We start from the raw sequence: 20,790 nt of genomic DNA on the forward strand, positions 1-20,790 counted from the left end.
GTTATGGCAGAAGTTAGGTTTGTCGATGTAGTGAAGGAATTTGAAGATGAAAATAGAGGGAAAGTAAAGGCCGTAAATAATTCAACGTTTACAGTAAAAGATAAAGAGTTTCTTGTGTTTGTTGGTCCGTCTGGTTGCGGTAAAACCACATCATTACGTATGATTGCAGGACTGGAAAGACAATCATCAGGGGATATTTATATAGGTGATCGCTTAGTAAACAAAGTACACCCAAAAGAAAGAGATATTGCCATGGTGTTCCAGGATTATGCTTTATATCCTCATATGACAATTAAAGAAAATTTATCGTTTGGGTTGAAAAATTTAAAGGTTCCAAAACAAGAGATTGAAAATAAAATCAAGAAAGCATCAGAAATATTAAACATTGAATCTTTATTAGACAGAAAGCCAAGGGAACTGAGTGGTGGTCAAAGACAACGTGTTGCAGTAGGTCGTGCGATTGTTCGAAATCCAAGTGTTTTCTTATTTGATGAACCACTAAGTAATTTGGATGCGAAGTTACGTGTACAAATGCGAATTGAATTAGCTGAGCTTCATAAGAGACTAGAAGCAACAATCGTCTATGTCACACATGACCAAGTTGAGGCTATGACTTTAGGAGAGAGAATTGTTGTAATGAACCAAGGCGAAATTCAACAAATTTCTTCGCCAGAGGAACTTTATAATAATCCAAAGAATATGTTTGTGGCTGGATTTATTGGATCACCTCCAATGAATTTCGCAAAGGCAAGACTGTCAGGAAATCAAATTATTACAGCTGATTATTCATTCACTATCCCAGAGTCAGTCGTTAAAAAATATGATGCATACCAAGGTAAAGAGGTTGTATTCGGAATTAGACCTGAGGATATTATTAATACAGTTACAATGCATACAAAGCCTGAAAAAAATATTATCACACCAATTATTAAAGCAGTTGAACATTTAGGTTCGGAGTTATTACTTTATTTCTCAATCGGTGAAGAAACGATTACAGCGAAGGTACCATCTGAATATAAAGTTGAATCACTGCAGAAGAAAGAATTGTATTTCAATCTGGAAAAAATGAGCTTGTTTGACCCAGTAACACAATTAAGAATCGTCTAAAAAAGGGAGTAATAAAATGTTAAGTATAAGTAAACTATTAATCAAAACGGGTAATCAGATTTTTACGAACATCATAACAGTTTTAGGTGTTAGTGTTCTATGGTCACTACTATTAGTTCCAGCTATCTTTATATTACCGCTTCCAAGTGCGATAGTTTATCTATTTTTAACATTATTTCCGGCAACAATCGCAGTACTTGTAGTTATGAAGCAAGTTTTAGAGAAGAAAAGAATAAGAGTAATACCTGGATTTTTTTCTTCTTTCGGCCGCTACTATAAAAGATCTCTAAGTATTGGATCCTTCTATTTAGTATCAATTTTAATCCCAGTATCTACATGGTGGTACTACTTTGAAATAAATGGTGGGTATGGGTTATTTATTTTTAGTATCTTCCAAACCTATTTTTGTTTTATGTTCTTAGTCTCTCAAGTATATGCTATTCCCCTTCTTGTTAACGAAGATAGTAAGGTGTTTGCTGCAATGAATAAGTCCATCCGAATATTTATGGCAAAGCCGGTTTATTCATTTGGATTATTTATTCAAATTGCTTCAATTACTATTTTATTATCACTTACTATCATTGGCTTTCTTTTGTTATATGTCGGTATCATGGCTATCTTTACTCTGAATGCTGCGGCCAATATTCAGTTGGTAAATCGAAAGACAGAAAGTACAGTTATTTCTGCTCCAATAAAGGATGTGAATGGATAAAATGAAGATAGGGCTTGATGTTTTTTTAGAAACTAGAGTACAAGAGTTTAAGGGAAAACGGATTGGACTTGTTACAAATATGACAGGCGTCAATCATCAACTCATTCCTACCATCGATTTATTCTATGAACACCCAGACATTCTAATAACTGCATTATACGCACCTGAGCATGGCATTCGTGGAGATGCGAAAGAAGGGGAAAAGGTTGAAACGACAGTAGATCCAGATACGGGGTTACCTGTTTTTAGTTTATATGGCGAGAGCCGAAAACCTTCTAAGGAAATGTTAGAGCCTGTTGATGTGGTAGTTTTTGATCTTCAGGATATTGGCTCAAGATATTATACATTCATTTACACGATGGCCTATGTGATGGAAGCTTGCGCGGAATACGGAAAAGAATTCGTTGTTTTGGATCGACCTAATCCTGTTTCAGGAGAAAAACTAGAAGGGAACTTAGTTGAAAAGGATGTTAGGTCATTTGTAGGTTTATTACCAATTCCGAACAGACATGGTATGACTGTCGGGGAACTAGCTTTATTATTTAAGCATGAATTTGGATATGATTGCGAGTTGACAATTGTTCCAATGCAAGGATGGAAAAGAGATATGTATTATGATGAAACAGGTCTTTTTTGGGTGCCGCCTTCTCCGAATACAACAAACATTGATATGAACATCTTATATCCAGGTACATGTCTTGTGGAAGGAACAAATTTATCAGAAGGAAGAGGAACGACAAGACCCTTCGAATACATTGGTGCTCCATTTATAGATGGGCAAAGGTTAGCAAAGACATTTAACCAAAAAAAGATTTCAGGCGTGTTAGCACGCCCTACATCGTTTATTCCTACTTATCAAAAACATAAAGACGAAATATGTCGAGGAATACAACTACATGTAGTTGATAGACGAAAATTAAATTCTTTGGAAACGGGAATTTTACTTATAGAGACGATAGCTGACATGTATCCACATGATTTTAGCTTCATCAGTAATAATAATGGAAAATACTTTTTTGATTTATTAGCAGGAACGAAAAAATTAAGGGACTACATTTTACATGGAACTTCAGTAGATTTCTTGGAGGCTTGTGAAGAGCAAGTGGCTTCTTTCAAAAAACAAAGAGAACCATATCTTTTGTATAAATAGGATGGTAAACATATGACAAACATATCAGCTTTAACAACCGAACTGCGAAATAAAAGTTCTGCAAATATTGATAACATGTCCACTGTGGAAATTTTAAAGACGATTAATAATGAGGATAAAACGGTTGCTTACCGTGTAGAAGATGTTCTGCCCGAGATAGAAGAGACTGTAGAAATCGTCTATCAATCTTTAAGCCAAGGTGGCAGATTGTTTTATATTGGCGCAGGTACGAGTGGGAGAATTGGGATATTAGATGCAGTTGAATGCCCACCAACATATAGTACTCCTCCTGATCTTGTGCAAGCGATTATTGCTGGTGGAAGTAATGCTTTTATTCAAGCAGTGGAGGGGGCGGAAGACAATATCCATTTAGGTGCTAGGGACTTGGAGGAAAGAAGTCTCACAGAAATTGATGTTGTTATCGGAATTGCTGCAAGCGGAAGAACACCATATGTGATTGGAGCGCTTCAATATGCTCAGCAAATTGGTGCGAAGACAGTTAGCCTATCTAGTAATAAAAACTCAAAGATTAGCCAGCATGCGGACATTGCTATCGAAGTTGAAACTGGACCTGAAGTAGTGACCGGTTCAACCCGGATGAAGGCTGCGACTGCCCATAAATTAATTTTAAATATGATCACAACCGCAACGATGATTAAGGTTGGAAAAGTATATGAAAATTTAATGGTCGATTTAAAAGTAAGCAATATTAAACTTCAGGAACGTGCAAAAAATATTGTCTCCACAATTACAAATGTTTCTTATGAAAAGGCAACAGAAATACTGGAGAAAACAAACTACGAGGTTAAGCCAGCAATTGTCATAATAAAAGCAGGCGTTTCCTTTGAAGACGCAAAAAAGTACATTCATTCAGCTAATGGATTTGTGCGAAAGGCAATCGATTTGGCTATTAAGGGTGTGAATTAATATGGTGGAATATAGACATTATCAATCAGGTGATGAAAAACAAATTGTAGAACTTTGGAATCAAACCTTATGGAAGGATCCGATCACTTCGAAGCGGTTTCGGAATCTAGTTTTATTAGATGCGAACTTTGATCCAGCGGGAATGAGGCTTGCGTTTGAGAATCATAAATTAATAGGCTGTGTGTATGCTGTAAGAAGACTTTTGCCGATGTTTGGAACAGCTTTAGAACCAGACAATGGATGGATACCTTTCTTTTTCGTTGATAAGGATCACCAGCGTAAAGGTGTTGGAGCACAATTAATGAAAGAGGCTGTTGATTTTTTAAGAGAGAATAATCGAAAGCATGTTTTTTTCTCTTCTTATGCCCCAAATTATATTATGCCAGGGATTGATGAGGATGCTTATCCTGAAGCATACCAGTTTTTACAGGCACAAGGTTTTACTAAGCTATATTCTCCAATTGCGATGGATCGTAATTTAGTTGACTTTGAGCTTTCCGCTGAGATAAAAGAGCTTGTGAAACAAAGAGAAGAAGAGGGCTATACCTTTACGAAAGCAGAGGATAAAGACCTTTACGAGGTTATCCAATTTGCGAATTTGAAGTTTAACCCAGATTGGGGAAGAGCCATCCGTGAAGGTGTTCTACAGGGATTGCCAATGGAGCGAATTCTTGTTGCTAGACATGGGGATAAAGTTGTAGGATTCTGTATTTATGGAGGCTATGAGCAGGTTCCGGATCGGTTCGGTCCATTTGGGGTTGACCCAGAGCAACAAGGAAAAGGGCTGGGCAAAATCTTATTACATTTATGTCTACAAAACATGAAAGCAGAAAGCTTACATGGAGCTTGGTTCCTTTGGACAGGTGAAAAGACTTCAGCGGGGTACCTTTATAAGAAAACAGGATTCACAATCACTCGTACCTTCCATGTGATGAAGAAGGATTTATAATTTTTTAGGAGGAATTTATCCTCTATCAGTTGAAATTAAAGATTAAAATAGTCTATTGTTATGTGGGATTCATTTCTTTGAAATCCCGTTAACAATCGTATTTAGATAAAAAGAAATGAGCTGATACATGTATGTCTACAAATGGAGGACTTGTCATTCTTACCGAGATGCTACCAAGCTTACCACCCTCTGAGAAGAAAATTGCTTCTTATATTATTGAAAATCCACAGGAGTCTATTTCATTAACTGCGAATGAATTAGGAAAAAGAAGCTCAACGAGTGGGGCGGCCGTCATCAGGCTTTGTAAATCTCTAAATCTAAAAGGCTTTCAGGATTTAAAGCTTCGTATAGCAGGAGACCTTCAGAAAACAAATGATTTAGGATTTAGTGATATCGAGCCGAATGAATCGATTGTGTCAGTTATTGAGAAAATGACCAATAATAGTATTCAAACGATTCGCGAAACGGCAGAATTATTAAGTGTTGATGAACTGGAAAAAGTGATTGAGGTAGTCAGAAATGCAAGGAGAATCCATTTTATTGGTGTAGGAGCCTCAAGTATTATCGCTCAGGATGCGCAGCAAAAATTTCTTCGAATCAATAAAACAGCCTATGCATTTGCAGATATGCATATGGCAGCTACACAGGTCGCAAATGCAGAAGCAGGTGACGTGGTTGTAGGAATTTCTTTTTCAGGAGAAACAAAAGAGGTTGCTAAGGTTTTACAGTTAGCAAAAGAGAAGATGGCTACGACGATTAGTTTAACAAAATACGGGAGTTCAATTGTTACCGATGCCGCGGATATCAAATTGTACACCTCTGTAACAAAGGAAACGACGTTTAGGAGTGGTGCTACTTCCTCTCGGATTGCGCAACTGCAAGTTATTGACATTCTTTTCATGTGTGTAGCCTCATTACAATACGATGATACGTTGATGCATTTAAATGCCACTCGTGAAGCCGTAGAGTTTCTAATGGGTAAGAATAAGTAGAAAAACTAAAATCAAGGGCTAACTCGAAAAGGGGTTAGTCTTTTTTATCACAAATAACGGGGGAATCCTTTCATGTATATTATAGGCATTGATGGCGGTGGAACGAAAACTAAAGGGGTTATTGCCACAGAAGCAGGAACTATTATAGCCCAAGCAACAGTAGGTGCATCGAACCCTAATAATGTAAAAAAGGAAGATTTGAAAAGAGAGCTTGATAAGTTAATAGATATGTTGAAGACCGAGAGCAAGGATGCCTTTAAAGAGGTGAAAAGAGTATATGCAGGGATGTCTGGTGTCGATCATCCGTCAGCACGTAAAGAGATGAAAGAGCTGCTAGAATCTTTATTACCTCAAACCATTCCAGTGACCGTAAATAATGATGCAATCACAGCTCTGTATTCAGGTACTTTAGGAAAACCGGGAGTTGTTCAAATTGCAGGTACTGGTTCGATTACCTTTGGTCTAAACGGTGAAGGGCTCCTTGACCGAGTTGGTGGCTGGGGCTATTTACTTGGTGAGGGCGGAAGTGGTTTTGCTGTTGGTAGTGAAGGATTACAAGAAGCTTTTCGGGCTCATGACGGGTTGGGAGATAGGACAGAATTAACTATATTACTATGTGACCATTTTGAAGTGCAAAACCTTCCAGATATCATTCATACCATTTATAATGCGGTAAATCCAAAAAAGCTGATTGCATCTTTAAGTAGACATGTCTTTACAGCAGCAGATCATGGCGACAAAGTTGCTCAAGCAATCATTCAAAAAAATGCCAATCATATTGGAGAAGCAGTAAGCTGTTTAATAAACAAGCAATTTAGCGAAAAAGAAAGAGCGAATGAAATACCGGTTGTACTTGCAGGAGGTCTTTTTAATCGGCTCGATTTATTTAAGGGACCAATGGAAGAGATTTTTGAAAAGTATTCAATCAAAGCTAAGCTAATTAGACCCGGGATTGAGCCTGTTGGTGGGGCGGTCATTGCGGGGCTGCTTGAGGAAAATATTGAGGTGGATGAGGGGTTTATTAAACAGTTTATTGGGAGAGGAATATAAAAAGTTTTCTAGTCTTCTAGTTTTCCAGAAATTCTTATGTCATGGGGTGAAAATATTATACATGAGCAATAGAAACTAATTTTGATGAATGTCAGTGGTAGCCATTTGAAAGCCTATAATAAGGAGATGAATGTATGGAATACAGGGGTTGGAATATTGATAGGTTAGAAGAGTTGGTAGGTCTTTGGAATCGGGAGATAGGTCATGATTTTCCGATGAGTGCTGAGTTATTCAAACAAAATAGCTTTGACGATTGTAACGTGTTTATAGAGGGTTCTCTTATTGCGATTAATCAAGAAAATCAAGTAGTTGGATTTGTTGTAGCAAAAAGATGGCAGGATGAAATAGATGTTGGAATAAGTAAAGAAACGGGATGGATCCAAGTGTTGCTAGTGGATCGACATTACCGCAATCAAGGGATTGGTAAAAATCTACTTCAGCATGCAGAGAGTAAATTAAAAGAAGGCGGTGTCAATCATATTTGGCTTGGAAAGGATACGTGGCACTATTTTCCGGGGATTCCGTTTCAATATGAGGATGTCGCAAACTGGTTCGAAAAACGAGGCTATGAAAAAGGTACAAAGGAATATGATTTAGATTGTCATTTTGAAGAGCAAGAAAAAGAGATTCCTACATTAGATGGTGTTGAACATACCCTTCTTAAAGTGGAGGAAAAGGATGATTTTTTATCCTTTATGCACCGTTGTTTTCCTGGAAGATGGGAGTATGAAGCGATTCAATATTTTCAAAAAGGGGGCCAAGGAAGAGAGTTTGTCGTCCTTAAAAAGAATGGTCAGATCATTGGTTTTTGCCGAATAAATGATTCGAAATCACCTGTGATTGCTCAAAATGTCTATTGGTCACCATTATATCAACAGGAACTAGGAGGTATAGGTCCCTTAGGTATCGATTCGAATGAACGAAAACATGGATATGGACTATTTATTGTTGAAGCTGCCGTCTCGTATTTACATAAGCGCCATATTCGCTCTATGCTAATCGATTGGACAGGATTAGTAACGTTTTATAACAAACTTGGTTTTGAAGTTTGTAAAAGCTATGATTCTTATTTTAAAAAGATATAAAGGGGGAGATTGTGATGAAAGATAAGGTTCTGGCGTTTCTTCGGAAGGAAATTGATATGCAACATATGCCGGGTGCCGTTATAAGTGTTTCTCATAATGGAAAAGTCCTTTTGGAGGAAGCGATTGGTAATCGTGCGGTGTATCCGAAAGAATTGCCAATGAAACCAAATACCGTATTTGACCTTGCTTCTTTAACAAAGGTAGTTGCAACCTTACCAGTTATTTTAAAACTAATCGATGATGGGGAAATACGGCTAGATGATACAGTTGCCTTTTTCCTGCCTGAATTTGCACAAAACGGTAAGGAACGTATTACCTTGAGACATTTGCTAACGCATACATCGGGGTTGCCAGCCCATAAGCAATTTTATATTAAGAATTTATCAACAGAACAAATCATGGAGCGGATTTATGCAGAGTCACTTGAAGTTCCTTCCGGAAGTAAGGTGATTTATAGTGATTTGGGATTAATTACACTTTACAAAATTATCGAGTTAGTCACAGAGCAACCATTTGAAAGGTTTGTTGAAAAAGAGGTCTTTGCCCCTCTTGAAATGGTTGAAACAGGCTTTAACCCAACTTTCGAAAAAGAAAGATATGCAGCGACAGAGTATAGCGAGAAACTAAAAGACTATAAATATGGAATCGTCCACGATGATAATACAGAATCAATGGGTGGAATTAGCGGTCATGCTGGATTGTTTTCAACCATTAAGGATCTTCAAAAATACGCAGAGATGATTGAGAATAATGGGGTATATAAAGGGAAACAAATCCTCTCAGAATCTGTCCTACATTTGTCGAGAACGAACTTTACCTCTTTTGACCAAGAGTACAGAGGGTTAGGCTGGATTTTAAAAAGCCCAGTTCTGTCATCATGTGGTGATTTGTTTTCAACGGAGGCATATGGACATACAGGATTCACAGGGACAAGTATTTGGTTCGATCCAGAAGTAAACCTTAATGTCATTCTATTAACAAACCGCGTTCATTTCGGGAGACACCCGCATATCCTACGTCTTAGACCAAGATTGCATAATACTATTCGATCGTATTTTTAGTTTACACGAGACCAGAGATGGTCTTTTTTTGTTGGTTGATAGTGTTGGGGGAGGGGCGCGGATCTCCTAGAATTATGAAATTAGAGGCACTCGAATGGGCTTGGGATGTCACTGGTCTCCTAGAAAAAGGAAAACGGTGGTACTCCAGGTTACTTGGAGAGTACTCAATCTCCCAGAATAAGGAATTTGGTGTCACTCCAGCGGCCTTGGAGGGTAGCCGGTCTCCTAGAAATAGCCAATTGATGGCACTCGAACGGGCTTGGAGAGTACTTAGTCTCCTAGAAAAATCCAATTAATGGCACTCCAATATGCTTTATGTTATAGGTTTTTACTTTTTATTCCAAAACCTATAACAAATCATACCTTTATTTGAAGGGTTTTTCCTAAAATCCCCAAAAGTCTATACATAACAGACCTTTTTATCACGGGTAATTCCATAAATATCCAAATGTCATAATATATCACACTTTTATGTCATCACTTTTTCCTTAAATATCCAAAACCCCGTCCATATCATGCTTATATTCCTCAGTCTTTCCCTAAATTATCCAAAAGCATACTCATATAAAACCCGACTCTGAACCACAAAAACTGACCTTTTGTATCACAATTTTAAAACTGACAAATAATATAATAATAATTAGAAAAAGTGTCCGCTGGGTATAAACATTTGATGAATAATGTGGTAAAGTATAAAGTATAAATGTTGATATAAAAGGGTTTGTAAAAACAATAATGTGTTTCTAGAAAATACACTTGTGTTTTACAAACATACAAAAGGAGGATATTCCATGTCGAAGGTGTTGGACTCATTTTTGCATGAAAATCTGGAGGATTTAAAGAAGAAAGGTCTCTATAATGTGATTGACCCTCTTCAAGGTGCAAACGGACCTATTATTAAAATTAATGGGAAGGAACTGATTAACCTATCCTCTAACAACTACTTAGGCTTAGCTACAGATGAGCGCTTAAAAGAGGTAGCGAAGAAAGCAATTGATACGTATGGGGTTGGTGCAGGTGCGGTTCGGACCATTAACGGAACACTTGACCTTCATCTAAAACTAGAAGAAAAGCTTGCGGAGTTTAAGCACACGGAAGCAGCTATTTCCTATCAATCTGGATTTAATTGCAATATGGCAGCCATTTCTGCTGTTATGGATAAAAATGATGCGATCCTTTCTGATGAACTCAATCATGCGTCAATCATCGATGGATGCCGTCTATCAAAAGCAAAAATCATCCGTGTTAACCACTCTGATATGGATGATTTGCGTAAAAAGGCAAAAGAGGCAACTGAATCTGGTTTATATAACAAAGTTATGGTCATCACGGATGGTGTTTTCTCCATGGATGGTGATATTGCAAAACTACCTGAAATCGTACAAATCGCTGAGGAATTTGACCTTATTACATATGTAGACGATGCCCACGGTTCAGGCGTATTAGGAAAAGGTGCGGGTACGGTTAAGCATTTTGGTCTTTCCGACAAAGTCGATTTCCAAATTGGAACTCTCTCAAAAGCCATTGGTGTTGTTGGTGGGTATGTAGCGGGTAAAAAGGAACTAATTGACTGGTTAAAGGTTCGAAGCAGACCATTCCTATTTTCTACTGCTGTGACACCTGCTGATGTTACTGCTGCAACAAAAGCGATTGAAATTTTAATGAGCAGTACAGAACTCCACGACAAGCTATGGGATAATGCCAACTACTTCAAGCAGGAGTTAAAGGAACGCGGCTTTGATATTGGCCACAGTGAAACCCCAATTACACCAGTAATTGTTGGTGAAGAAGTGAAAACACAGGAATTCAGTAAGAGATTAATTGAAGAAGGCGTCTATGCAAAATCAATCGTGTTCCCAACTGTCCCACAAGGAACAGGAAGGGTGCGTAATATGCCGACTGCTGCACATACAAAAGAAATGCTCGACCAGGCAGTAGCAATCTACGAAAAAGTAGGCAAGGAAATGAACATTATCTAAGTTTACCAACTTGGGGGAATGAATAATGGAGAAAATTATTGTAACCGGAGCCCTTGGCCAAATTGGGTCAGAGCTTGTCACAAAGCTTCGCAAGGTTTATGGTGCTGATAATGTTGTTGCGACAGATATTCGAAAAACGGATTGTGAGGTTGTCCAATCGGGTCCGTTTGAGCTTTTAGATGTAACCGATGGAAAGGCCATGTATGACATTACGAGAAAATACGATGCTGATACATTAATTCACTTAGCTGCATTGCTGTCTGCAACAGCAGAAGCAAAGCCTCTGTTAGCTTGGAATTTAAACATGGGTGGACTTGTTAATGCATTGGAGGTTGCTCGTGAGTTGCGCTGCCAGTTCTTCACACCGAGTTCAATTGGAGCTTTTGGTCCAACTACACCAAAGGACGGAACTCCGCAGGACACCATCCAGCGTCCGACGACCATGTACGGTGTAAACAAGGTTTCAGGTGAATTGCTTTGTGATTATTACAATCATAAATTTGGTGTAGATACGAGAGGTTTGCGTTTTCCAGGACTCATTTCGTATGTGACCCCACCAGGTGGCGGTACAACCGACTATGCAGTAGAAATTTATTATGAAGCTCTAAAAAATAAAAGCTATACCTCATATATTGCAGAAGGAACATATATGGATATGATGTATATGCCAGATGCGCTTCAAGCTATTATTGATTTGATGGAAGCGGAAGAGTGCAAGCTAAAACATCGAAATGCCTTTAATGTAACGGCAATGAGCTTTGCGCCAGAGGAAATTGCAGCAGAAATTAAAAAGCATATTCCAAATTTCGCAATGAATTTTGAGGTAGACCCAGTCCGCCAATCCATCGCAGAAAGCTGGCCAAATTCAATCGATGCTACAGCGGCAAAAGAAGAATGGGGCTTTAAGGCTACGTACAATCTTGAAACAATGACAAAAGATATGCTCGATCAATTAAGTATGAAGTTCGTAAAAAACGCAGGATGAATAAATGAGGAGTATGGAGAAATTCATACTCCTTTTTTGATGGGAAAAGAAGGGGATTCAGCCTGTTGTACTGAATAATTACGGGTAGAGGAGGTCATATCATGGAATTTTATAAATTCGATATAGGTAGTGGTAAACAAATATCACAGTTTGATTCTAATTTCATTATGTCTCGTATTATTCAAACCAGTAAACCTGCCCACATTAGTTGTATGCATCTTGGGGAAAATGGGATTGTCGGGTACCACCAAGCTACAGTACCGCAACTATTTTTAGTGGTCAACGGTGAAGGATATGTTCGAAATGAAAAAGATGAGTACGTGAAAGTTTTTCCAGGTGATGCCGTATTTTGGGAAAAGGATGAATGGCACGAAACGAAAACAGATATTGGATTAACCGCAATTGTCATTGAAAGTGAAGAACTGAGTCCGTCATTGTTCATGCCGGAAAAGAAGCTTTGACAATACGGATAAGTGATAAGGGAGAAATTTATGGGAGAGCAAGAAAGAATAAAGATTTTTGATGATCAAAAGAACCTAATCGGTGTAGCTTCTCGGAGCGATGTTCATAGGATTGGATACTGGCATGAAGTGTTTCACTGTTGGTTTATTCATAATGAAGAGGGAATTGATTATATCTATTTACAGCTTCGTAGTAAAAATAAAAAGGATTATCCTTATCTATTAGATATTACTGCTGCTGGACATTTGTTAGCAGATGAAACAGTAGAGGATGGAGTAAGAGAAATTAACGAAGAACTCGGGATAGATGTTGCTTTTGAGGAGTTAATAAAGTTAGGTGTACTTGATTATTCTGTTGTTCGAGAAGATTTTATTGATAAAGAATTGGCGAACGTATTTTTATATAAGAGCAAAAATACCCTTGATGACTTCACCCTTCAAGTGGAAGAGGTTTCTGGAATAGTGAAAGCGAAATTTATTGATTTTTCCCAACTTTGGCTTGGTGTAAAAGATGAAATCGAAATCAGTGGATTTGAAATAATGGATGATGGAAAAAAGAAAAAAATTAATGAAAAAGTAAATAGGGATAGATTCGTTCCACATCAAGTTTCTTTTTATAAAGAAGTGATTCAAAAAATACAAGAATACGTAGGATAAATCTAAATATAACCAACGCCAAAAGAGATAATCACCTAAAATGGTAGTTACCTCTAAATTGTTAAAAATATTATTTTTCATTCGATAATCCTAAAATTAACTCTTTATAGATTTCGAAGAATGCAAAGTAGTAATCTTTATAGACATATTCGTCTGTTTTGTGTGCCATTTTTGTTTCGCCTGGACCAAACATCATGAAAGGGAAGTTTTCATCTTTATCTCGTAATAAGTTTGATGCATCTGTCACCCCAGGCGAACCTTTAACAGAAATTTCTAAACCTAAATGTTTTTTACCGAGTTCTTTCGCAAGATCAACCATTTCAGAGTGTCCTGAAGTGAAGACGCTTGGTAATGACATTGTTACTTCTACACCAATATTAGAGCCCTTTTTATTGTATTTTTCAGCTGTTGTGTTGAAGATGTCAATCACTTCATCGTTATCAAATTCTGGAATAGTCCGTACGTTTATTTCAGCTACTGCTTTTTCTGGAACTGAATTTACTTGGTTCCCTGCATTAAAAATAGTTGTACTCATAACCAGCTTATCTAGAACTTCATTTTTCCGATCATCGCCATTCAATTTTTGGTCTACTTCTAAAAGATATTCCATTAATGGATTAATTGCGTTATACCCTTGGTTAGGCATAGAACTGTGTGCCGCTTCACCAATAGACGTTACACGCAAGTTAAGTGATCCTTTGTGGGAGTAAATAATCGTGTCATGAGAAGGTTCAGCAACCCATAGATAATCTACATCATCCATATAGCCTTCGTCATATAATTTTTTTGAACCTGCGCCACCGACTTCTTCACCAGTGGTTGCCATAAAACGGACAGTACCATTTTTTAGTTCATTACTCTCTTTGAGTTCAATCATCACTAAAGCAAGGTTTATTAAACCTGCTTTCATGTCATTTGTTCCTCGTCCGTATAATTTTCCGTCTCTTTCTGTCAATGTGAACGGATCTGAAGTCCACTCGCTTTCATCACCAGGAGAAACGACATCCATATGACCAGAAACACCGATGACTGGACTCCCGTTTCCAACTTCAGCTACTAGGTTAACACGAGTGTCTGTAACTGGAACAATTTTAGATTCAATGCCGTATTCTGCAAATAAATCTTTCAAGTAATTTGCCACTTCGATTTCGTTTTCATTAATGGATTTGATCGCTATGATGTCAGATAAAATCTTTATCTTTTCTTCTTCTGTAAAATGTTTAATACGAATCCCTCCATCATTTTCTCTTTCTTAAATAAGAATACAATTTTATTTTACCCGAAGACTGCATTGAAAATATCGAAATTGCTTTTCATCTGATAGTACTAGCGGTACGTCGGTTAAACAAAGACTTTTAGCCTGTATTATTGATTACTAAGTAATCTGATACAGGCTTTGTCAATGGTAGAAGATGGTGTTAATCACGCATTGCCCCGGCTTCACGGGAAGTTATGTCACCTTGTCCTTGACTGACATCCTTTTGGATTTCTTGTTTTACTTTCTGTGGATTGGTTCCGGCAACATCTGTCTTCATATTATTATTTTTTGGTTGTTTTTGTGGCATTCGAATCCTCCTAATTTTGACTTACAAAGCTTAGTATTTACATAAAGCGATAATACATGAAAATAGTTCAAAGTTTAAAAGCATTCCTTTGCACGAGGAATGCTCAATTTACAAATTTCAATAATATTTTATTGAAAAACAATAAATTTTATATTAGAATCAATATGTAACAAAGTGGTGAGGCATCCTGTTGGGACAATGTACCTGTCCCTCTGTCCCACCTTTAAAAAGGAGGCACAATTGATGAGTGCTTTAAGACAGCTTGTACGTTTTGGATGGGAGCAAGCCCTATCCTGTTTGTTTCCTGTTGTTATTTTTACTTCATTGGCGATTACTCAAGTGATTCCACTACCATTTCTCCCAAGGTATGACTGGCTGCTCATCATCTGTCTTCTAATGCAATGGGTAATGGTGCGCTCCGGGCTTGAAACACGTGATGAGCTAAAGGTTATTACACTGTTCCATCTTATTGGGTTAGCGCTTGAAGTCTTCAAGACACATATGGGGTCCTGGTCATATCCTGAGGTCGGGTTTTTCAAATTTTTTGGAGTGCCTTTGTATAGCGGATTCATGTACGCAAGTGTAGCAAGCTATCTTTGCCAGGCATGGAGGAGGCTTAAGGTGGAGCTGGTTAAGTGGCCACCGTTTTTGATAGTGGTACCTCTCGCAGCAGCGATCTATTTAAACTTTTTCACCCATCACTTTTGGATAGACATCCGTTGGTGGTTATCGGCTCTTGTGATTATTGTTTTTTGGAAATCTTGGGTTACATACGAGGTTGGTGGAACTCGCTATCGTATGCCACTTTCGTTTTCTTTTGTACTCATCGGATTTTTTATATGGGTCGCTGAAAATATCGCAACATATTTTGGAGCGTGGCAGTATCCGAACCAAACTGAGGCATGGAGTCTCGTTCATCTCGGAAAGGTAAGTTCATGGCTTTTATTAGTGATTGTTAGTTTTCTAATCGTAGCGACGTTAAAACTGGTTAAGGGGAAAAATAACACAAGGGTAGATACGGGACAATTTTTATAACTAGAGGAATCAACAAGACTGATTACGCAAAGTGCTAGTCCAATCATGGATGTTATGTAAAAATAAGGTGAAACTAATTTTCAAGCACAACAGAGGGAGCGATACTATGATTGAGAGTTTAAAAAGGATCAATGAGTTAGCGAAAAAAGCGCGTGAAGAAGGACTAACACCAGCGGAAAAAGTGGAACAACAAGTTTTACGTGAAGATTACCTGAGTGAAATTCGCGGTCAAGTAACTCATACATTCTCATCATTAAAGGTGCTTGATCCACTTGGAAATGACGTGACACCTGAAAAGGTGAAGAAATTAAAAACTGAAGAATAGCAATTTTTATACGTAATAAAAAAGCTAGGGATCGAGCATCTCTAGCTTTCTTCACGCATCTTAATTCATTTCAACCTGTACGTTTTTCTTCTTCATCTTAATAGCAAAATATCCAATTGTAATTGCCATGAAGGCAACCATATAGGTTAAGAGAAACAAGTTATTATGCCACATGTAGGCGAAGTCACCACTTGATATTACAGCCTTAAACGACTGTACCGAATAAGTCATTGGTAACAATGCGTTAATTGGTTGTAGTGCATTTGGAATTAATTCAAGTGGGAATGTACCAGCACTTGTGGTTAATTGTAAAATTAAGATTACAATCGCAATAAAGCGACCAGGGTCACCCAGCATCGTTACAAGCATTTGAATTAACGTTAAAAAGACGAAGCTTGTAATCAATGATGTAATAAAGAATAATGGAATGCTAGCGACCTCAGTTTTTAATCCTTCTAGTAAAATGACATCGACTAGAATTGCCTGGATGACGCCGACAATTGCCAACACTCCAAATTTGCTAAAGAACCAACGGAATGCATTTTTCGGTTGAATAACAGGCTCTTTAAGTTTAAACACAATGGACATGAGCAATGCGCCAACAAATAAACCGAGTGAGATAAAATATGGTGCAAAGCCGGTTCCATAGTTAGGCACTGTGTTAATTTCTTGTTTTTTGACAGTAACAGGTTCACCCATCATGTCATAGGTTTCGTCATTTGCTTCAACAGAATTTGCTTGTTCAGCACCTTCTGCTAGTTTACCTGCAAGCTTAGTTGAACCGTCTGCTAGTTGAACGGTACCTTCTTCTAATTCCTTCGATCCTTCCGCAAGCTGGCCGGCACCACTTTGTAATTGGCCAGCACCGTTTGTTAATTGACCCATCCCAGCTGTTAAATCTTGTGCACCATTTTGAAGTGCGACCGAGCCGTTATATAATTTGTCAATTCCTTGTTGTAAGCTGACTTGACCTTCATTAACCTGTTGTAGCCCTGCTAGTAATCGGTTAAAGGAAGGGCCAGTTTGAGAGGCTAATTGGTTTTCTAAGCCTGCAGTTGCTGCGCCGAATTGTTGGTGTAAACCAGTTTTAAATTGTGTGAAGCCCTGATTAAGTCCATTAGCCACTCCTACTGTTATGCTAGGTTCCAGCTGTTGAGTTAATTGTTGTTCAAGTTGTTGTTGCAACTGTTCTTTTGTAGGCTGTCCTTGTGCCATTTGGGCGATAAAAGCAGATGCATGTGCCTCATCCATAATTTGATTTTCGATTAGTGCAGCTTTTAGTTGCCCTATTTGTTGCGTTTGAGATGCTATCATTTGATCAGCTAATTTTTCAGATAGATTAGTGGCAATCCCATTTGTAAGCTGTGTGGATAGGCTAGTGCTAAGCTTAGTTTCTAACTCATCAAGACCAGCATCTACTTGATCCAAACTTTCGTTAAGTTGAGCGGTTATGCCTTCAGCCATTTGCTTTGGAAGTTCTTCCTTCATAAGCGCAACCCCATCTTGGACTTGGTTTGTTCCCTCAACTAAAGAAGGAAGTTTTTCATTCACTTCGCCAAGACCAGCTTTTACTTGGTTAGTTCCTGCTGCAAGATCGCTTGTACCTGATGAAGCTTTTTTGACCCCATCTGTGAATTCAATTGATTTTGAGGCTAATACGGATAAGTTTTCTTCTAGTGTTTTTGAACCGTCATTAACCTTCGCAATACCTTCAGCAAGTTGTTCAGATCCGTCACTTGCTTGAGTTAATCCGTCTGCTAAGTCTTGAATCTTATCAAACATCGTTTCAGCGTAAGTGGCTGTTACGTTCTTTGAGATTTCAGCCTTTATTTTTTCGATCGCTGTTTCCCCAATCTGTGAAGATAAAAAGTTTGTGCTTTCATTTGGCACATATTTTAGCTCTAATTTTTGTGGATGGCTATCTAACAATGTAGTTGCATTCGATGAAAAATCTTCAGGAATCTCAACTAGTAAGTAATAGTCCCTGTTTTCAAGTCCTTTATAGCCATCTTCCTTTGACACCATATGAAAATTAAAGTTGTTGTTATCCGAAAGTTTATCGGTCAGCTCTTTTCCAAGCTGTAATTCGTTACCTTCGAAATTAGCTCCGGCATCCTCATTTACAATCGCGACCGGTAAATCCTCCATATGGTCATATGGATCCCAAAATGCCCAAAGGAACATTCCGGCATATAGGACCGGTACAAAAGCGACTGCTAAAATAGGAATAAAGACTTTTCGATTGGAAAGAATGCCTTTAAATTCAGCAAAAAAGGATGATCCCTTCATATAAAATCCCTCCTAAATAAATAAGTGACTGTTTTGTTCAAATAGTCATTTTAAACCAAATAAGATGGGTACTCAATTTGAGGACCCTTTATATGGCTATTTTTCTAATCCATTGAAGAAATACAGTTTAAATAAATGTGAGATTTCTTCATTTTCAAGTGGCTTGTGATTTCGTTCCCAATCAAAAATTAACGAAACATACAGCTTTAACATGACGAAAGCGGTGATTTCAGGGTTGCAAGGCTTAATCTCATCACGGTCAATTGCCTCTTGAATGATGCCTTTCACATAGTTGATGATGGCCTGCTCGACGCGTTGTACGACTTCAACAACTGCTTGCGTCCCGATATCTCTTTCTTCCTGAAACAGCTTAATTGTTAACTGGTGAGACTTACGAAATTCTAGCAATCGAAAGAGCACACGGTGTGCATTTTCATAAAAGGTACTATTTTTGTCCATCGCTTCTTCGGCTACAACCTTCATGTCTCGTATTAGAGTACTGATGATCTCATCGAATAATTCTTCTTTGTTTTTAAAAAAAGTATAAATGGTACCTTTTCCTACGTTGGCAAGCTTGGCAACTTGGTCCATTGTTGTCGCTTTGTATCCGAATAAAGAGAATGACTTTGTAGCAGCCTCTATGATGAGTTGTCTTCTATCAATTGCCACCTTCGACCACCCCATTTTTAGTAGTTTGACCAAATGAGAAATTTGGTCATTTGATTCACAACGAACAATATATCACATCAAAAACAGCATTGCAAATATCCATTCATTGCTAACGTTAATAATAATTTTAATAGAATAGATGAAAACGTTTAAACTTTTTGGTTGAATTTCTATTTTTCACGTGATAATATAAATCTTGTAAAGGGAATGCAACCGTTTGCGCAAAGTTGCGCAAATGTGATATAACATAGCAAATCTATTAATATCAAGGTTTTATCAGTATGAGGTATGGTTTTGTCATTTTGTGAATGATTTGAAAATTCGACAAAACATCAAAATTAATGCAAACGATTTCCTAAATTTGTGCAACGGTTCCTTCCTTTCAAAAATGAACATATGGGGGTTTTACCATGAAGGCAAAGAAATTTATCCCTACATTAATGGCACTATTAATCGTAATAAGTGTTGCACTTGTAGGATGTTCTTCAAATGAAGAAGACTCAAATAAAAGTGAAAGCGGTTCAACAACTAAGGTTGATATCTTCCAATTTAAAGTAGAATTTAAAGATCAATTTGAAGCTGTTGCAAAGCAATACGAGGAATTACATGATGGAGTTAAAATCAACATTACAACTGTCGGTGGTGGAGAAGATTACGGTGCAGCACTTCGTTCAAAATTTGCTTCAGGAGAAGAGCCAACGATCTATAATATTGGTGGACCTCAAGACGTTGCAGACTGGGCGGATAGCCTAGCAGACCTTTCTGACACAGCAGCTGCTGACGCTGCATTAGAAGGAACTCTTGAAGGTGTTTCTCAAGACGGTAAAGTCTTAGGACTTCCATTTAACCAAGAAGGATATGGATTGATTTACAATACTGCAGTTTTCGAAAAAGCGGGAATCAATCCAGATGAGATTACAACATTCGCTGCTTTAGAAGAAGCAGTTAAAACATTAGATAGCAAGAAAGATGAATTAGGTTTAGATGCAGTGTTTGCTCTACCAGGTAAAGAAAAATGGGTAACAGGTTTACATTTATCAAACGCATTCTTATCTCCTGAATTTGAAGGAAATGTATTAGGAACTTTCGATGCTAAATCTGTAGAGTTTAAATACGGTGATGCATTTAAGAAAGTGTTAGATTTACAAAATGAGTATTCTGTTCAACCAACAGTAAGCTTAGACTATGCAATGCAAGTAGAAGAGCTATTCTCTACTGGTCGTGTAGCAATGATTCAACAAGGTAACTGGGTATATGGTTCAATTGCTGGTATTGATGAAGAGCTTGCTAACAATGGCGTAAGTATTTTACCGATTCCAGTTGAAGGCTACAAAGAAGATTCAATCCCAGTTGGTATCCCAATGTACTGGGCTGTAAACAGCAACAAAGATGATGCAGAAGTGAAGGCAGCAAAAGATTTCTTAGATTGGTTGTACACGTCTGAAGAAGGAAAAACAGCTGTATTAGAAGACTTTAAATTCATCCCTGCATATGAAGGATTTGACGCTTCAAAAGTTTCTGATCCACTAGGAAAAGCGGTATATGAGTATTCAACAGAAGGAAAAACAATTCCTTGGGTATTCATGGGCTACCCAACTGGTTGGGGAGAGCAACAGCTTGGTGTAAATATTCAAAAATACATCAGTGGTGAAATGAGTTGGGATGACCTTGTGAAGGAATCTCAAAAAGCTTGGGAAGACTCAAGAAAATAAGACTTTACAATCGAAAACAAGGCAGCACAACGTTGCTTTGTTTTCTTTTTAACAAAACGTTGACACACTAAATGTTTCGG

At 37.8% G+C, this 20,790-nt stretch carries 20 protein-coding genes; 16 read left to right on the forward strand and 4 right to left on the reverse strand.

What is annotated here, in order from left to right:
• Positions 1-3: 3 nt before the first annotated feature.
• The 13 genes from ABC371_RS06250 (at position 4) to ABC371_RS06310 (ending at position 13,115) form a co-directional block, all read left to right on the forward strand.
• On the forward strand, positions 4-1,107 hold the full coding sequence (locus tag ABC371_RS06250; protein ID WP_412896001.1) for an ABC transporter ATP-binding protein: 1,104 nt from the start codon (positions 4-6) through the stop codon (positions 1,105-1,107).
• 16 nt (positions 1,108-1,123) lie between these two features.
• A complete protein-coding gene (locus tag ABC371_RS06255; RefSeq protein WP_412896002.1) occupies positions 1,124-1,819 on the forward strand; it encodes a DUF624 domain-containing protein in 696 nt (231 codons plus the stop codon).
• A complete protein-coding gene (locus ABC371_RS06260; protein WP_412896003.1) occupies positions 1,812-2,969 on the forward strand; it encodes an exo-beta-N-acetylmuramidase NamZ family protein in 1,158 nt (385 codons plus the stop codon). Before ABC371_RS06255 ends, ABC371_RS06260 begins: the two co-directional genes overlap by 8 nt.
• A 12-nt stretch (positions 2,970-2,981) precedes the next feature.
• Positions 2,982-3,896 (forward strand): N-acetylmuramic acid 6-phosphate etherase, encoded by a 915-nt coding sequence (murQ, locus tag ABC371_RS06265; RefSeq protein WP_412896004.1) that lies wholly within the window; start codon positions 2,982-2,984, stop codon positions 3,894-3,896.
• Position 3,897: 1 nt separating this feature from the next.
• The gene (locus ABC371_RS06270) at positions 3,898-4,845 is read left to right on the forward strand and encodes a GNAT family N-acetyltransferase (protein ID WP_412896005.1); all 948 of its coding nucleotides are present in this window, start codon (positions 3,898-3,900) and stop codon (positions 4,843-4,845) included.
• Positions 4,846-4,976: 131 nt separating this feature from the next.
• Positions 4,977-5,837 carry a MurR/RpiR family transcriptional regulator gene (locus tag ABC371_RS06275; protein ID WP_412896006.1) on the forward strand — a complete coding sequence of 287 codons (861 nt, stop codon included), beginning with the start codon at positions 4,977-4,979 and terminating at the stop codon, positions 5,835-5,837.
• 72 nt (positions 5,838-5,909) lie between these two features.
• Positions 5,910-6,887: an N-acetylglucosamine kinase gene (locus ABC371_RS06280; RefSeq protein ID WP_412896007.1), complete on the forward strand. Its 978-nt coding sequence runs from the start codon at positions 5,910-5,912 to the stop codon at positions 6,885-6,887.
• 134 nt (positions 6,888-7,021) lie between these two features.
• Positions 7,022-7,972, forward strand: coding sequence for a GNAT family N-acetyltransferase (locus ABC371_RS06285; RefSeq protein WP_412896008.1), 951 nt, complete (start codon positions 7,022-7,024; stop codon positions 7,970-7,972).
• Between the two features lie 14 nt (positions 7,973-7,986).
• Complete coding sequence (locus ABC371_RS06290) at positions 7,987-9,033, forward strand: serine hydrolase domain-containing protein (protein WP_412896009.1); 1,047 nt, start codon at positions 7,987-7,989, stop codon at positions 9,031-9,033.
• 791 nt (positions 9,034-9,824) lie between these two features.
• A complete protein-coding gene (locus ABC371_RS06295; protein ID WP_412896010.1) occupies positions 9,825-11,012 on the forward strand; it encodes a glycine C-acetyltransferase in 1,188 nt (395 codons plus the stop codon).
• Positions 11,013-11,037: 25 nt separating this feature from the next.
• Complete coding sequence (locus tag ABC371_RS06300; protein ID WP_412896011.1) at positions 11,038-11,997, forward strand: L-threonine 3-dehydrogenase; 960 nt, start codon at positions 11,038-11,040, stop codon at positions 11,995-11,997.
• 101 nt (positions 11,998-12,098) lie between these two features.
• Complete coding sequence (locus tag ABC371_RS06305) at positions 12,099-12,458, forward strand: cupin (protein ID WP_412896012.1); 360 nt, start codon at positions 12,099-12,101, stop codon at positions 12,456-12,458.
• 30 nt (positions 12,459-12,488) lie between these two features.
• Positions 12,489-13,115, forward strand: coding sequence for an NUDIX hydrolase (locus ABC371_RS06310; protein ID WP_412896013.1), 627 nt, complete (start codon positions 12,489-12,491; stop codon positions 13,113-13,115).
• Positions 13,116-13,185: 70 nt separating this feature from the next.
• On the opposite strand, the gene ABC371_RS06315 is transcribed toward ABC371_RS06310, so the two are convergent.
• Together ABC371_RS06315 and ABC371_RS06320 are read right to left on the reverse strand one after the other, a co-directional pair.
• Positions 13,186-14,346, reverse strand: a complete 1,161-nt coding sequence (locus tag ABC371_RS06315) for an ArgE/DapE family deacylase (protein WP_412899290.1) — start codon at positions 14,344-14,346, stop codon at positions 13,186-13,188.
• 187 nt (positions 14,347-14,533) lie between these two features.
• Positions 14,534-14,680, reverse strand: coding sequence for a hypothetical protein (locus ABC371_RS06320; RefSeq protein WP_412896014.1), 147 nt, complete (start codon positions 14,678-14,680; stop codon positions 14,534-14,536).
• 243 nt (positions 14,681-14,923) lie between these two features.
• Here ABC371_RS06320 and ABC371_RS06325 point away from each other — a divergent pair, with 243 nt between their 5' ends.
• The gene (locus ABC371_RS06325; protein WP_412896015.1) at positions 14,924-15,715 is read left to right on the forward strand and encodes a DUF817 domain-containing protein; all 792 of its coding nucleotides are present in this window, start codon (positions 14,924-14,926) and stop codon (positions 15,713-15,715) included.
• A 106-nt stretch (positions 15,716-15,821) separates the two neighbouring features.
• Positions 15,822-16,040 (forward strand): DUF896 domain-containing protein, encoded by a 219-nt coding sequence (locus ABC371_RS06330; protein WP_412896016.1) that lies wholly within the window; start codon positions 15,822-15,824, stop codon positions 16,038-16,040.
• Positions 16,041-16,100: 60 nt separating this feature from the next.
• On the opposite strand, the gene ABC371_RS06335 is transcribed toward ABC371_RS06330, so the two are convergent.
• Both ABC371_RS06335 and ABC371_RS06340 read right to left on the reverse strand, forming a co-directional pair.
• The gene (locus ABC371_RS06335) at positions 16,101-18,329 is read right to left on the reverse strand and encodes a YhgE/Pip family protein (RefSeq protein ID WP_412896017.1); all 2,229 of its coding nucleotides are present in this window, start codon (positions 18,327-18,329) and stop codon (positions 16,101-16,103) included.
• A gap of 96 nt (positions 18,330-18,425) precedes the next feature.
• The gene (locus ABC371_RS06340; RefSeq protein WP_412896018.1) at positions 18,426-18,998 is read right to left on the reverse strand and encodes a TetR/AcrR family transcriptional regulator; all 573 of its coding nucleotides are present in this window, start codon (positions 18,996-18,998) and stop codon (positions 18,426-18,428) included.
• A 410-nt stretch (positions 18,999-19,408) separates the two neighbouring features.
• Between ABC371_RS06340 and ABC371_RS06345 the strand changes: the two genes are divergently transcribed.
• Positions 19,409-20,710, forward strand: coding sequence for an ABC transporter substrate-binding protein (locus ABC371_RS06345; protein ID WP_412896019.1), 1,302 nt, complete (start codon positions 19,409-19,411; stop codon positions 20,708-20,710).
• Positions 20,711-20,790 lie beyond the last annotated feature (80 nt).

The organism is Bacillus jepli (genome assembly GCF_047238305.1).
Lineage (GTDB): Bacteria > Bacillota > Bacilli > Bacillales > Bacillaceae_L > Ferdinandcohnia.

Excerpts from the sequence above, each read along its gene's own strand:
- ABC371_RS06250 (WP_412896001.1), top strand. The coding sequence starts at position 4 with ATGGCAGAAGTTAGGTTTGTCGATGTAGTGAAGGAATTTGAAGATGAA.
- ABC371_RS06255 (WP_412896002.1), top strand. The coding sequence starts at position 1,124 with ATGTTAAGTATAAGTAAACTATTAATCAAAACGGGTAATCAGATTTTT.
- ABC371_RS06260 (WP_412896003.1), top strand. The coding sequence starts at position 1,812 with ATGGATAAAATGAAGATAGGGCTTGATGTTTTTTTAGAAACTAGAGTA.
- murQ (WP_412896004.1), top strand. The coding sequence starts at position 2,982 with ATGACAAACATATCAGCTTTAACAACCGAACTGCGAAATAAAAGTTCT.
- ABC371_RS06270 (WP_412896005.1), top strand. The coding sequence starts at position 3,898 with ATGGTGGAATATAGACATTATCAATCAGGTGATGAAAAACAAATTGTA.
- ABC371_RS06275 (WP_412896006.1), top strand. The coding sequence starts at position 4,977 with ATGTCTACAAATGGAGGACTTGTCATTCTTACCGAGATGCTACCAAGC.
- ABC371_RS06280 (WP_412896007.1), top strand. The coding sequence starts at position 5,910 with ATGTATATTATAGGCATTGATGGCGGTGGAACGAAAACTAAAGGGGTT.
- ABC371_RS06285 (WP_412896008.1), top strand. The coding sequence starts at position 7,022 with ATGGAATACAGGGGTTGGAATATTGATAGGTTAGAAGAGTTGGTAGGT.
- ABC371_RS06290 (WP_412896009.1), top strand. The coding sequence starts at position 7,987 with ATGAAAGATAAGGTTCTGGCGTTTCTTCGGAAGGAAATTGATATGCAA.
- ABC371_RS06295 (WP_412896010.1), top strand. The coding sequence starts at position 9,825 with ATGTCGAAGGTGTTGGACTCATTTTTGCATGAAAATCTGGAGGATTTA.
- ABC371_RS06300 (WP_412896011.1), top strand. The coding sequence starts at position 11,038 with ATGGAGAAAATTATTGTAACCGGAGCCCTTGGCCAAATTGGGTCAGAG.
- ABC371_RS06305 (WP_412896012.1), top strand. The coding sequence starts at position 12,099 with ATGGAATTTTATAAATTCGATATAGGTAGTGGTAAACAAATATCACAG.
- ABC371_RS06310 (WP_412896013.1), top strand. The coding sequence starts at position 12,489 with ATGGGAGAGCAAGAAAGAATAAAGATTTTTGATGATCAAAAGAACCTA.
- ABC371_RS06320 (WP_412896014.1), bottom strand. The coding sequence starts at position 14,680 with ATGCCACAAAAACAACCAAAAAATAATAATATGAAGACAGATGTTGCC.
- ABC371_RS06325 (WP_412896015.1), top strand. The coding sequence starts at position 14,924 with ATGAGTGCTTTAAGACAGCTTGTACGTTTTGGATGGGAGCAAGCCCTA.
- ABC371_RS06330 (WP_412896016.1), top strand. The coding sequence starts at position 15,822 with ATGATTGAGAGTTTAAAAAGGATCAATGAGTTAGCGAAAAAAGCGCGT.
- ABC371_RS06335 (WP_412896017.1), bottom strand. The coding sequence starts at position 18,329 with ATGAAGGGATCATCCTTTTTTGCTGAATTTAAAGGCATTCTTTCCAAT.
- ABC371_RS06345 (WP_412896019.1), top strand. The coding sequence starts at position 19,409 with ATGAAGGCAAAGAAATTTATCCCTACATTAATGGCACTATTAATCGTA.